Source organism: Streptococcus suis (genome assembly GCF_019794615.1).
GTDB classification, from domain to species: Bacteria; Bacillota; Bacilli; order Lactobacillales; family Streptococcaceae; genus Streptococcus; species Streptococcus suis_AI.
Map to the genome: position 1 here is coordinate 17,888 of NZ_JAIMDU010000027.1, position 14,021 is coordinate 31,908.

The window sequence follows — 14,021 nt, forward strand, 5'->3', positions numbered from 1 at the left end:
GTTCATCATTCGTACAACTTATTTAGTTTTGTAAGCATATGTGAAGTCCACATCAAGACCTGTTGAATTACGAACCAGACCTTCGATGTTAGGGTTTTGCAATCCTTTGTTAGACAAGTTGTAAAGTGGGTTGTAGTGTGAACCCTCGTAAAGAGCTTGTTCTGCTGCTTTGTAGTCTGCAGCCCCTGCATCCTTGTCCAAAGCATCAGTTGTCAAAGCTTTTTCATAAGCAGCGTCAAACTCTGGGCTATTTACTTTACCGTAGTTATAAGCTGAACCAGATTGGAACAAACCGTAGAATGTTGAACCTTCTGGATAGTCACCGCCCCAGCTTACGAATGCAACTTCAAAGTTTTGATTTTTTGTATCTTCCAAACGTTGTTTAAAGGTTACAAATTTTTCTTCAACAGTTAAGCCTGGAAGAGTTGTTTCCCAAAGTTCTTTGATGTAGTCAGTTGCTGCTTTCTTGAGTGGGTTATCTGAATCTGCTGTAATTGTCAATGTTAAGCTATCAACACCTAACTCAGCCAAACCTTCTTTGAACAATTGCGCAGCTTTTTCCTTGTCAAATGTATACGGTTGTGACACAAACTCATTTAAGTCTGTACCATCAGTCAATGTTGCCAAACCTTTTGGTACAAATGCAGTTGCTGGGTTTGTACCAGTATCAGCTGCTGCTTTTACAAGTCCTTCACGGTCAGTTGCAAGGTTTAAAGCTTCACGAATTTTTTGATTTGTTAATGCTTTAACACTACCAGTTTCGTTGTATACGAGGTAATCCGAACGAGCTTCCGCAATATCAATAACATCTTCATTATTTTTGTTTGCATTGTAAATAGCAGATGTTTGTGAAATGTTTGCAAAGTCTAATTCACCTTGTTTATACATTTGAACTGCTGTATCTGGTTTTTTAACAGTTTGAACGTTAACTGTTTCAGTTTTCACATTTGCTGCATCCCAGTAATTGTCGTTTTTCACGAGTTTAAAGCTACCGCTTGTACCATTCCAATCTTCTACAACGAATGGACCAGAGTACAACATCTTATCTGAAGATGTACCGTAATCTTCGCCAGCTTCCTTAACAAATGATTCTTTTTGTGGAACAAAGTTAGAGAAAGTTAACAAGCTTTCGAATTGTGGAGCTGGAGTAGACAAGGTAAAGATAACTTTGTTTCCATCCGCTTTAACACCCAATTCTTCAACTGGTTTTTCACCGGCAATAACTTCATCAGCATTTAATACATGGGCATCCGATACAAGATATGCATACTCAGAAGCAGTTGCAGGATCTACCATACGACGCCATGTATAAACAAAATCTTCAGCAGTGATGTCGCTACCATCAGACCATTTAATTCCGTCACGAAGAGTAGCTGTAAATGTTTTACCATCTTCAGAAACTTCAACTTTTTCAGCTAAGTCAGGTTGGTTTTTACCATTTTCATCTACACGAAGCAAGTTACTTCCACCATTACCGATAGCCATTGCTGAATAGCGATCTGTGTTTTTTGAAATATCTAAAGTAAGAATTTCAGTAGGTGTATACCAATTGATTGTAGAAGTGTCTGATGATGAAGATTTTGAACCTCCATTACCACAGGCAGCTAATACAGAAAGTGTAGCAACAGCCAAACCAGCTGCAGCAAGTTTTTTCCATTTATTCATAAGAAAATCTCCCTGATTATGAACTTTTTAACAACTTTTTAAGTTATGCTTAAGATTATATACTAATCTTTATTCACTAGCAAGTGTTTTTATAAAATTTTCTGACTTTTCTTTCAGTTTTTAATATACGTAATATATATTAGCACCATAGTTGTTTTACTTATTTTTTATACTATTTGCGAATTATATTTTCGTAAATGCTTGATAACATTCGTTTTTACCTCTATTTCTCAACAGTCTAATCTGTGAAATTATTCAGTAAATGACATACTTTGTATCCTTTACACATAGTGTTAGTTTTTATTACATTGAAGCATAAAATTATTTGACAAAAAAAGTAATTAGCTGTTTACTAACTACTTTTAGGTTCAAATTTTATTAGAGTTTGCTCAAATTCCTTCAAGTAATGACGAAATTATTCATGGATTTCTAATGGAAGACCATCTGGATCAAAGAAAAATGCCATCTTTTTTCCGTCAAAATCATCCCACCGTACGCTTTCATGCCGAATCCCAAGCATATCAAACTCGCTTAAACACTCTTCTACATTCTCAACCTTAAATGCTAGATGACGGAGTCCAGTATGCTCTGGATTTGGCATAGCAGGTCGCTTTGGGGCATCTGGTTTAATGAAAATTTCCAAAACCAGATTACCTTTTCTTACATTAAAAAGAATATCCTTTTTTTCTGGACGGATATGCTCATCAAGTTGTTCAAACCCTAACTTTTCGACATAAAATTCCCTTGTATTTTCATAATTGCTACCAATGATAGCAATATGATGTACAGTATCAAGTTTCATTATTGCGTTTCTAACACCTTTCTTGGTTTTGTGCCTTCTGCAGGTCCGATGACACCTGCAGCCTCTAATTCTTCCATTAGTCGTGTTGCTCGGTTAAATCCGACAGATAAGCGACGTTGAATCATCGATGCACTGGCTTTTTGTGTCTCAATCACTAAAGCACGTGCCTCATTAAAGAGAGGATCCCCTTCGTTTGTTCCTCCATTTCCTCCGAAATCAGAATCACCATCAGAGACTTCCCCAGGATCAAAGGTCTCATCATATTCTGCGTCAGCCTGCTCTTTTACAAATTGAACGATACGTTCTACATCATCATCTGAAATAAAGGACCCTTGTAAACGCATTGGTGCAGATTCTCCAATTGGATGGAATAGCATGTCCCCCCTTCCAAGCAATTTTTCTGCTCCATTTTCTCCCAAAATAGTCCGTGAATCCGTACCTGATGCCACAGCAAAAGCAACACGGGACGGTACATTGGCCTTGATAAGACCAGAAATAACATCCACTGATGGCCTTTGAGTTGCAAGTATCATATGAATCCCAGCTGCACGCGCCTTTTGTCCAAGTCGAATAATTGCATCTTCGACTTCTTTACTAGCTACCATCATCAAGTCAGCAAGTTCATCCACAATGACAACAATGAGTGGTAATGGGATTTGTTTTTCAATCGATCTGCTATTGAATTCTTCCACTTTGGCATTATAACCTTCTAAATTTCTAACCCCCACTTGACTGAACAGCTCATACCGTTTTTCCATCTCGTCAACGACTTTTTGAAGGGCACGCGCTGCTTTTCGTGGATTGGTTACAACAGGAATTAATAAGTGAGGTATATCATTATAAACGGATAGTTCCACCATTTTGGGGTCAATCATCATGAACTTCACTTGATCTGGGCTCGCTTTCATCAAAATTGAAGAAATAATCCCATTGACAGCCACTGATTTCCCTGAACCAGTCGAACCTGCCACCAATAAATGAGGCATCCGTGTCAAGTCAAACGAGCGAACCGTTCCATTGACAGCTTTGCCAAGTGGAATTTCCAACAATTTAGCGGGGTCCGTCTTGGATTGTTCCCATAACTCGCGAAAAGGCACCATTGCTACTTCTGTGTTCGGTACCTCAATACCAACGAGTGATTTTCCTGGAATAGGGGCTTCAATTCGTACATCTTTGGCTGCTAAGGCCAGTGCTAAATCATCTGCCAAATTTGAAATACGATTGACGCGAACTCCAACTGCTGGTTTTAGCTCATACCGAGTCACTGATGGCCCAATTTCTGCTCGTTCAACTACTACTTTGATACCAAAACTTGCAAAGGTGTCTTCTAACACTTTTATATTCTGACGAACGATTCGCTTCTCATTGGTTTGTCCTTTTACTTTTATTGGGGCAAATAAATCAATGGTTGGCAATTTGTAAACCAATCGTTGCTTGGGTTTAAAATCTATTTGAATGTCAGTATCTTCAACTTCTTCGTCTGCGAGTTCCTGCTGTTCCTCCATAACTGGAAGCTCATCTTGTGCAAGCATGACTGGAAATTCATCTTCGGGTTCCAAATGATCGTATTCAGAAAAAATTGGCACTTGAACAGGGTCTTCCATCTCTTTTTCCTCTAGGATTTCCCCTGTCTCAAAATCAATTTTTCGTTCAGAAGAGGTACTTTCATCGGTAGCCTCAACTTCATTTTCAATCCGGAGGCGCTCCTCCTCAATACGAGCTAATTCTTGCTGGCGTTTTTCTTCTCGTTCAACCCGCTTCTGTGCACGAAGCTCTGCTCTTTTTTCTTGTCTTTCAGAAAGTCTATCTCTGAAAACTGCCATTCCATCCGCCACATCGTATACAGACCATGGGCTCATAAAGAAAATCCCAAAGGCTATAAATAAGAAGCCGATGAAAAAGGTGCCTACATTTGAAAACAGGAATGACACTGGCAAATAGAGTAGATTTCCAACTAAACCTCCTCCAAAGAACTCTGACACTTTGAATGAGGATAAATCTCGAAGAGCCAACTTGAGTGTCTGATTGAACAAATCATTTCCCTTAAAATTCCAGTCAAAATAGGCATGAAATTCAAGCAAGAGTCCTGCAACGATTAGCCAAAAACCGGAAATGGTTCCTTCACGGTTCCGAATTTGATTTGGAAACAAGAAATAAACAAATGCACCCACAATCAAAAGGTAGGCCAAACTACCAAAAAGCAATCGGAAAATGTTGTAACTGGTTACCCCAAACACTCCCAATCGACTTGCTGTAAATGCTAAAAAAAGGAGACCGATGATGCGTAAAACCATCTTTTTAACACGCTCTTGTTGAGCCAGTTCCGCCTTTGTCGGCCGTCTTGTCGCCTTTCCTTTCTTACCTGTCTTTCTCATATATACCTCAACTTTCTCAATCTCTTTATTTTATCATAATTGAGAAGAATTTTCACATCAGAAAAAGCCCTGCCACGCAGGACCTTCCTTGGAGTGAAAAATAATTTAGGGGGAACGAATTTATAAAGTATTTAAACTTCTATTACCTTCTACATAGAAAGTTGATGTCAACGTTTCTTGACCGTTATTGACAAAGATTTCCAAACAGTTGGTGTCAACCAAAACCAACAAGTCCGTTGCTTGAACCGCCACAGCTCGGCGAACGGTTGACCATTCCTCTTCACCAGCTTGCTGGATCTTGAGAGAGCTGCGGTCTATATAGACTTCCTGCTTGGCTGAATCATAACCAAATTGAAGATAATCTTGGTCATTTCCAAGTTTCAAGTCCAACCTGTCATCCAGTTTGAGGGAGAATTTGCTTGGTCCTTGAATAACTTGACCAATTTCAATTTCGGCAAAGCTATTCAAGATACTTGCTGGCAAGACCTGTTGGAGTCCATTCTCACCATGCTTGAGTAGACGAGGTAGGGTCATTTGTCCATACCATTTATGACCAAGGTCATTGGGTACAAGCGGACGTCCCCAAGTGTGCATCCAAGCTATCATGACACGCTCTCCTTCTGGACCTTGGGTTGTTTGAGCCGCATAGAAATCATGACCATGGTCAATTTCTTTGAAGGAATCTGCCACAAAGACTTTCTTGTCCCAGTCCACATGACCTGTCACAAAGATATTGGAATTGATATTGACAAAGTCGTTGTCTTCTTTTTGATACCGCATCGGCGAAACAATCAGGTACTCCTGACCATCTACTTCAAAGTAATCCGGACATTCCCAAACGTGACCTTGGTGGGCTTCCCCTTTTAAGAAGATAGACTCAAATTGCCAGTCCAGCAAATCGTCAGATCCTAGTAGGACAATACAGCCGCCCCCGTCTTTGTGCTTAGTTGCCACAACAGAATAGTAGCGACCATCTTTCTCGAAAATCTTTGGATCACGGAAGTCATTGGCGATGACTTCTTCCGGTAGAAATTCCTCCGTCGCAACAGGATTCTGTGCGATTTTTTCAAAATGAATCCCGTCTGTCGAATAGGCCATGTTCTGCACCTGTCTGACAGAGCCATCTTCATTGACGATGTTGCCTGTATACATGAGCCATAGGGTATCATCTTTAACAATAGCTGAGCCCGAGAAACAGCCATCCTTATCGTAGTCCTTATCTGGGGCGAGGGCAACCGGAAGATGTTCCCAGTTGACCAAGTCCTTACTTTTGGCATGACCCCAATGCATTGGCCCCCAGACACTTTCATAGGGATTGAATTGATAAAAGAGGTGGTATTCTCCTTTGAAATAGACAAACCCATTCGGGTCATTGATCCAGCCAATTTCTGGAACAAAATGACGCTCTGGTATAAAAGTCGTATCAACGGTTACTTTTTCTGCTTGAATATATGCATTGGCTTTTTCAACTGTTTTCACAGGCCGCCTCCTTTTTAATTACTGATTTTCTTTGTATTGATCGTAGTATTTTTGCTTGATAGCTAACCAGTCAGATAGACCGTAGCTTTCCAATTCTTTCAAATAGCCATCCCATTCTTCTTCGACACCGCCGTTCACAATCCATTCTGCACGTTTGCGGTAGATGAAGTCGTTCATATCTGCTTCAACTTGGGCAATCTTGTCCAAATCCTCTTGTTCCATGAAGACACGTGGGTAGATTTCATCATTTGTTACATAATCCATATAAGTAGCGTGCATCAAGTCCAAACGCCATTTGGCATCATCTGGCATGGTAGTTACTGTTCCATAGTATTCATCAAGAATTGCCAAAGGTCCACCCACTTCTGTCTTCTGACGTAATTCGCCTGGTGCAGTACCGTCCAATGGTAAGTGTTTCAAGCTCTTAGTTGCTTCATCAAACTCAAAGATGTTTTGTTGGCTTTCATCTCCGTATGTACCCCAGTTGTTTTGAACAGATTGGAGTGGAGCGTATTGGGCATCAATCCATTTGGCTGTTAACTCCAAGTTTTTATTTGCTGATGTAATGACCATGCGATCACGCTGGAAACCCATACCGTTTGTACGGGTGATGTGTTTGGTTCCGTCAGGACCTGCCAAGACTGGCAAGATGTCATAGGTATCATTCATACCAGTGATATTTGCCTTGTCCCAAGTAAAGTAAACACCATAGAGATTTTCGCTTCCCTTAGAAATATAGGTATTCCAATCTTGTTCGAACGCCTCAGGATCAAGAAGACCTTTTTCTTGAAGGGTACGTATAAATTGAACACCCTTCTTATAATCTTCATTATCTGCAGTGAAGTCAACTGTTCCATCATTGTTGACAACCAAATGGTCATCATTATCCCCAACACCAAAGGCACCGAACAAAATTTTGAAATCCTCGTTACCGCCACCATTGATAAAGGACATTGGAATTTCGTCAGCTTGGCCATTACCATTTGGGTCTTGTGTTTTAAAGGCTTCAAGAACCTTGATCAAGTCATCAGTAGTTTTTGGCATTTCAAGACCAAGTTTGTCCAACCACTCTTTGTTAATCCAAGCGATATCGTTAACGGTGTGGATAGACTCCTTACCTTCGCCCAACTCTTCAATCCATGGGAATGAGTAGATATGGCCATCAGGAGCCGTAATCATAGAACGGTATTCTGGATTTTCATCAAGAATTTTCTTCAGGTTTGGCATATGCTCATCAATCAAGTCTTCGACTGGTACAATGACCCCTTGCTTCGCCCAGTTCATCAATTCTACATCAGAAGCACCATCGTTATGAATGGCATCTGGTAAATCACCTGAAGCAATGTCCAAGTTCCGTTTTTCACCAAAATCTGACTGATAATTTGTCCAGTCAATATGCACACCTGTTTCCTCTTCTAAGCGCTTGAAAATTAATTTTTCATTTGGATCTGCTGGAGCTAAAGGCGAACTAGCAGTCATAAACTTAAGGGTGACTGATTTTTCCAACGGAAACTGAACATCTTTTAACTCATAATCCGGGCTAGAAGCCGAATTTTTTGAACCACAAGCAGCTAAAAGAACTGTACTTGCAAGAGGCGTAACAACTGTTTTTCCAAATTTGTGTTTCATCAGAAACAACCTCCTGTTATTTTACAATATTACTGGATAAAATTATCCTTTTAATGAACCAGCCATAATACCCTTATCAAAGTATTTTTGGAAGAATGGATACATGACAATCAACGGTAGACTCGAGATAATAATTGTTGCATACTTGATCATTTCAGCAATTCGCTTCATTTCATTCATGGCAGCCTGTGCCCCAATCATATCCTTCGCAGGTTCGCTTTGGATAAGAATTTTTCGAAGAACAAGTTGAAGTGGTTCTAAATTAGGATCTTTTATATAGATCATTGCATCAAAGTATGAATTCCACTGCCCAACAAAAGCATATAGGAATAACACAAACATAATTGGTTTTGCAAGAGGCAACATAATTTTTAAGAAAATTTGAAATTCGTTAGCACCATCCATAACTGCTGCTTCAACCAACTCATCTGGTAAGCCTTGGAAATAAGTTCGCGCTAAGATGATATTCCACACATTGACTGCACCAGGGATGATAATAGCCCAAACAGTATTTAGCATCCCTAAATCTTTAACTAGGAGATATGTAGGAACCAAGCCTCCGCCGAAGAACATTGTAAAGACAAGGAAGGTATTGATCCATTTTTTTCCAACCAAATCTTTTTTTGACAAGGGATAGGCAGTCATAACTGAAATGGCTACTGTGATAAAGGCGAAGGAAAATGAGTAGAATAATGAATTTAGAAACCCTCGTACTATTGATTTATCCGAGAAAACTCTCTGATAACCTTCAACTGTCCAATCCTTGGGATCAAAGCTGATGCCTTTACTGATTAAGGCTTGCGGATCCATAAAGGATGCAACAAGGATATAGACCATTGGAACAACTGTTATTAAAACAAGAAATCCTAATAATATTTTATTGACAACGAGCATTCGCTTGTCAAATTTTGTATACATTTGCGAATTCATATGAACCTCCTATAAACCTTGTCCATCGTTAATGCGTTGGACAAATTTATTCACTGCAATGAGCAAGATGATATTAATCAATGCATTGAACAAACCAACGGCCGTTGAGTATGAGTAATCACCTGATACCAAACCTATTTTATAAACATAAGTGGAAATAATCTCCGAACTTGTCAAGTTCAATGAAGTTTGCATCAAGAAGGCTTTTTCATACCCGACATTCATAATTCCACCAGCCGCTAAAATAAATTGGATCACCATAACCGGTTTGAGTGCTGGCAAGTCAATATGCCAGATCCGCTGAAGGATATTTGCCCCATCCAATTTTGCGGCTTCAATCAAAGCAGGATCTACATTTACTAGTGTAGCAGTGTAAAGAGTCGATGCCCAACCCATTCCTTGCCAGATACCACTTAAGATATACAGAGGTCTGAAAAAGTCTGGATCTGTCAAGAAATTGGCCTCAATTCCAAAAATTCTAAGAATGGAATTGACTGGGCCTCCTACTGAGAAGAAGAGGAAAATCATACCGACAATAACAACGACCGAGATAAAGTTTGGAGCATAAAGCACCAATTGAATCCGTTTTTTTGCTTTATCACTCAAGAGCTGATTGAGCATGATTGCTAATATAATTGGCGGAAGAAATCCTAATAGAAGGCCATAGACACTCAATTTTAAAGTGTTGGCAAGTAGATTGCCGAAGTTTGGAGAAGAGAGAAACTTCGTAAACTCTTCAAATCCAATCCACTCACTACCGAGTACTCCTCGTAGTGGATTGTAATCCTTGAAAGCAATCAGAACACCATACATCGGAATATACCGAAAAACGAATGTCAAGATTAATCCAGGGAGCAACATGAGCAATAAAATCTTCTGTTGCTTTATTCTTTCCCAAATTGTCACTTGCTGAAGTTTAGATGTTTTCATATGAACTCCTTTTGAAACGTTTCAAAATATTTTGTTTTAGAAAGAGGAAAAGTGATTCCTCTTCTATTATTTTTGAAACGTTTCATTTTTTATTTAAAAATAAAATCAACTAACTTGATGATTTTATTTTATCATTGTAACCGTTTTCTGTCAACTGCTTTTTGAAATTTTTTGTAGTTTTTCCTTCAATATAGGAAATTGGTAGGGTTATTTGAAGTGGTCGCTCTTTCTTATCAATGATATCTAAGAGACACGCTACCGCTTCCTTGGCCATCTCACCAATTGGTTGGCGAATAGTTGATAAATACTGCGAACGTTCTTCTGCTTGTAGAATGCCATCGTAACCAACTATTTGCACATCTTCTGGTACACGTTTGCCAATTTTTTCTAAGATTTCAATAGTATCCAGAGCTGCAAAATCATTTATCGTAAAGATGGCATCAATTTGTGGATGCTTGCGTAGAAATACTTCAACTTGCTCTAAAAAATCATCGTATGGCTCCTCTAAATCAAGAACCTCACATGGGAAACCAGCCTCTATTATTGTTTTTTCAAAGTAAAGTCGACGTTTCTTAGTCTCATTAATTGTTTTATTATGGCCACCAATGAAACCAAAATGTGTACCACCCTTTGAAATTAGTACCTGAGCAGCAAGTTCAGCCCCCTTTCTGTTGTCTGAACTAACACAGGCAATCGCTTTGTCTTCATAAGTTCGATCGATACTGACAAATGGAATATTAGACGATAGATAATTTTCAATAGGACTGTAAGTAATGGCAATTATTCCATCAACCTTATTTTGCTGAAGCATGGTGATGCAATCTAGTTCTCTTTTTGGACCAGAAATATTACAGAGCAACAATTTATATCCCTTTTTACTTAGTTCCACTTCAATGTGGTATGCAAATTCTCCAAAAAACGGGTGCCATACCGTTGGAATAATTAAAGCAATTGTCTCTGTTTTATTTTTCTTCATCCCTCGAGCATAGACATCTGGTATGTAACCCAATTCATCAATCGCTTGGTGAACTTTTTGCAATGTAATTTCCTTGATTCCTTGCTCTTGGTTGATTACACGAGACACTGTTCCAACACTGACTCCTGCTAATTTGGCAACATCTTTCATGGTAATCGATTTAGTTGGTTCCATGGCTCATCCTTCCTAGTTACAAAAAAATGAAACGTTTCAATGTTTATAACAGAATACCACTGTTAGCGTTTTCTGTCAAGAAGAAAAAAGGACCAGCCTTACTGATCACATTTTCTTCTTCGGGTGTTTGTCTATTACTTCAGGGTGATTGTCTAAGGCTGCCTTTCCCTTTTCCGTCAAGGCGTAGCCGCGAACTGAAAAATATGGTGCCAATTTTTCTTCAGTCAAATACTCCTTAAGAGCTGCATCAAGGCCAGCAGCTTTTAATTTGGATAATCCTGTAACTCCTTCTGCTTTCAGAATACTTTTCTTTGCAGTTGAAGTGATATGATCCAACGAGTCAAAAGCCGTCTCGACATATGCAAATCCATTTTCAATCAATTGGTTCATATGTTCTGGACCATTGATACCATAGATATACTCAAAATACTTTGAATAAGGGGTCGTTGTTTCAAACGTTCCAAAGTTGATGCGCCATAATAAAATGATATCCCCTGGTAACAGACCTTCTTCTAGACGAACCATATTACGCTTTGGCACCGGTTTAGCTTCTAATAGCCAGGTCGCAAGATCACGTTCTGGGGAAATATAGGGTTTGACCTCATGGTCTTTATACATTTCTGCGATGCGTTGTTCAACAGACATAATTACCTCACATTATTATCTCTAAATAGTAACATCATTATACACTATTCCACAGGAAAAACCTAGATTGGTGACTAGGATTTGCGTTCAAAAGAGAGCATGCGAGTTCCTTGAAAGGTCAATGTTCCTTTATCTCCTTCCGTTAACAATCCGTATTCATGATCCTTGACACGAAACTCCCTTCTTTGTCCATTCCATTCAAATGTCAGATAATAATTGGTCCGGGCTGTTTCATTTCCAAAGACATCGGTTCGCTTTGTGACCAGGAAGGCTTGACAAGTCTCAATTGGTGATTGGTTATTACGATGCCACTCCATAAAATTTCGAAGGATTTGAAAACATATTAGCCCAATTATGAAAATAAAAACGAAATAAAAAAGAGCCATTTCCCACATAATTCCTCCATGTGGACCAAATAAATTTCCAAACATATGGTAACCTCCTGTTGCATTTATAACAATAGTATATCATATTTAGTTCATTTAGAAACGGTTGATTTCATCCAGGAGAAAAATTGAAAAAAATAGAAAAACATGGTAGAATGTGCATAATTTATAAGAACCAGAAAGGTATTTTCTATGAAGAAAACTATACTGTTTTTACTGACATCCAGTTTATTTCTAACTGCCTGCGGAAATAGCTCAGCAACCTCAGATTCCTCCAGCTCCACAAGTTCAACATCTGTAGCATCTACTACTACGGATACGACAGCATCAAGTCAATATGCAAAGGATTTGGCTTATGCGATCAACAATCCTTCAGCTACTTTTCCACAATTGTCAACTGATATAGCTGAAAATGAGGCTGCCGTTAAAATCAAGACAACTGAAGGGGATATTACTATCAAACTCTTCCCTGAGCAAGCACCTTTGACCGTTGAAAATTTCTTAACCCATGCAAAGGAAGGATACTACGACGGTACCATCTTCCATCGTGTCATTAAAGACTTTATGATTCAAGGCGGAGATCCACTTGGAAATGGTACTGGTGGTGAATCTATCTGGGCTGGAAAAGATACGACCATCGATGCTGGAAATGGTTTCAAAGATGAGTTTTCAGCCTTCCTTTACAATATTCGTGGCTCGCTTTCAATGGCCAATGCTGGTACCGGTACGAATGGTAGCCAATTCTTTATCAACCAAAATACCACAGACATGTCAAGCCAACTTTCTAGTTCAAGCTATCCTGGTAAGATTATTGAAGCCTATAAAAACGGAGGAAATCCAAACTTAGATGGTAAACATACTGTATTTGGTCAAGTGATTGATGGAATGGATGTCGTCGACAAGATTGCTTCTGTTGAGACAGATGACAATGATAAACCAAAAACAGATGTTAAGATTGAGTCAATTGAGATCATTAAAGACTACACTAACTAGTCAGACTAATAAAAAAAGAAAACTTGAGAATTTCCCAATGTCATTAAGTTAACTAATCTATCACATTTTGTGGTAGGTTAGTTTTTTATGTTACACTAAAAATAAAAGGGGAAAAATCATGCTAGACCAGATTAAATCTCATTTATTTGAAAGTATCAATGACATCGTTTCCTCTGCCGACCAGTTTGTACTTCATCCTGAAAAAGATTTTAGTCGGAAAAGTCAGCTAACGATGAAAACCATGATTCAAGCTATACTGACCATGGGTGGTAATGCCTTAGCCAAAGAGCTACTTGATTTAGATTTGCCAGTCACTCAATCTGCCTTTGTCCAACGACGATATCGGATCAAACATCAAGCTTTTAAAACCCTGTTTGCCAATATTACTTCTAAAATTCCAACTTCTAAAGATCTCCCTATCCTAGCTGTTGATGGTAGTGATGTGGTTCTACCAAGAAATCGTTCTGATAAAACAACCTCGTTCCAAACTGGACCACACCACACTCCTTACAATCTCATCCATATCAATGCTCTCTACAATCTTGAACAAGAGATTTATCATGACCTACGAATTCAGGATAATCGGGAGGTTGATGAGCGTGCGGCTTTCATCGACATGATGGAGAGTTGTCCCTTTTGAACAAGCTCTGGTGATAATGGATAGGGGGTATGAATCCTACGATGTCATGGCGCATTGCCAGGAGAAAAATTGGTCGTATATTATTCGTATTCGCGATGGAAATAATTCTATGAAAAAGAGTTTTCATCTCCCTGATACTCCTTGTTTTGATGAGGCATTTGACCTAAACATCTGTCGCAAACAAACCAATGACATGAAAGAACTGTATCGAGACTTCCCTAATCAGTATCATTTTTTACCTCATAATGCTTCCTTTGACTTTTTACCAAACTCTAGTCGAAAAAGTGATCCAATCAGTTTTTATGACCTTCATTTTCGGATGGTGCGCCTCGAAATCAAGCCAGGTTTCTTTGAAACTTTGGTGACAAATACGGACTATTCACCAGAAAAATTAAAA

Annotated in this window: 11 protein-coding genes and 1 pseudogene; 2 read left to right on the forward strand and 10 right to left on the reverse strand. The window is 39.0% G+C overall.

Annotation, left to right across the window (positions count from 1 at the left end):
- Positions 1-18 precede the first annotated feature (18 nt).
- The 10 genes from K6V43_RS08220 to K6V43_RS08265 form a co-directional block, all read right to left on the reverse strand.
- Positions 19-1,665, reverse strand: a complete 1,647-nt coding sequence (locus K6V43_RS08220) for a peptide ABC transporter substrate-binding protein (RefSeq protein ID WP_222382584.1) — start codon at positions 1,663-1,665, stop codon at positions 19-21.
- Between the two features lie 415 nt (positions 1,666-2,080).
- Positions 2,081-2,467 carry an SMU1112c/YaeR family gloxylase I-like metalloprotein gene (gene gloA2, locus K6V43_RS08225; protein ID WP_024403650.1) on the reverse strand — a complete coding sequence of 129 codons (387 nt, stop codon included), beginning with the start codon at positions 2,465-2,467 and terminating at the stop codon, positions 2,081-2,083.
- The gene (locus tag K6V43_RS08230) at positions 2,467-4,842 is read right to left on the reverse strand and encodes a DNA translocase FtsK (protein ID WP_222382586.1); all 2,376 of its coding nucleotides are present in this window, start codon (positions 4,840-4,842) and stop codon (positions 2,467-2,469) included. The genes gloA2 and K6V43_RS08230 overlap by 1 nt, the downstream gene beginning before the upstream one ends.
- 120 nt (positions 4,843-4,962) lie before the next feature.
- Positions 4,963-6,321 (reverse strand): glycoside hydrolase family 32 protein, encoded by a 1,359-nt coding sequence (locus tag K6V43_RS08235; protein ID WP_172055616.1) that lies wholly within the window; start codon positions 6,319-6,321, stop codon positions 4,963-4,965.
- An 18-nt stretch (positions 6,322-6,339) separates the two neighbouring features.
- Positions 6,340-7,950, reverse strand: a complete 1,611-nt coding sequence (locus K6V43_RS08240) for an ABC transporter substrate-binding protein (protein ID WP_222382587.1) — start codon at positions 7,948-7,950, stop codon at positions 6,340-6,342.
- 42 nt (positions 7,951-7,992) lie between these two features.
- Positions 7,993-8,880: a carbohydrate ABC transporter permease gene (locus K6V43_RS08245; protein WP_160863638.1), complete on the reverse strand. Its 888-nt coding sequence runs from the start codon at positions 8,878-8,880 to the stop codon at positions 7,993-7,995.
- A gap of 9 nt (positions 8,881-8,889) precedes the next feature.
- Positions 8,890-9,810, reverse strand: coding sequence for an ABC transporter permease (locus K6V43_RS08250; protein ID WP_024403655.1), 921 nt, complete (start codon positions 9,808-9,810; stop codon positions 8,890-8,892).
- Between the two features lie 109 nt (positions 9,811-9,919).
- Positions 9,920-10,960, reverse strand: a complete 1,041-nt coding sequence (locus K6V43_RS08255) for a LacI family DNA-binding transcriptional regulator (protein ID WP_160863639.1) — start codon at positions 10,958-10,960, stop codon at positions 9,920-9,922.
- Between the two features lie 105 nt (positions 10,961-11,065).
- Positions 11,066-11,605 (reverse strand): hypothetical protein, encoded by a 540-nt coding sequence (locus tag K6V43_RS08260; RefSeq protein ID WP_222382589.1) that lies wholly within the window; start codon positions 11,603-11,605, stop codon positions 11,066-11,068.
- Between the two features lie 74 nt (positions 11,606-11,679).
- Positions 11,680-12,036, reverse strand: a complete 357-nt coding sequence (locus tag K6V43_RS08265) for a DUF2500 domain-containing protein (protein ID WP_024391713.1) — start codon at positions 12,034-12,036, stop codon at positions 11,680-11,682.
- A 147-nt stretch (positions 12,037-12,183) separates the two neighbouring features.
- On the opposite strand from K6V43_RS08265, the gene K6V43_RS08270 reads away from it, so the two are divergent.
- Together K6V43_RS08270 and K6V43_RS08275 are read left to right on the forward strand one after the other, a co-directional pair.
- On the forward strand, positions 12,184-12,984 hold the full coding sequence (locus K6V43_RS08270) for a peptidylprolyl isomerase (RefSeq protein ID WP_172006896.1): 801 nt from the start codon (positions 12,184-12,186) through the stop codon (positions 12,982-12,984).
- A gap of 118 nt (positions 12,985-13,102) precedes the next feature.
- Positions 13,103-14,021 (forward strand): annotated as a pseudogene (locus tag K6V43_RS08275) (IS4 family transposase); the annotation flags it as partial.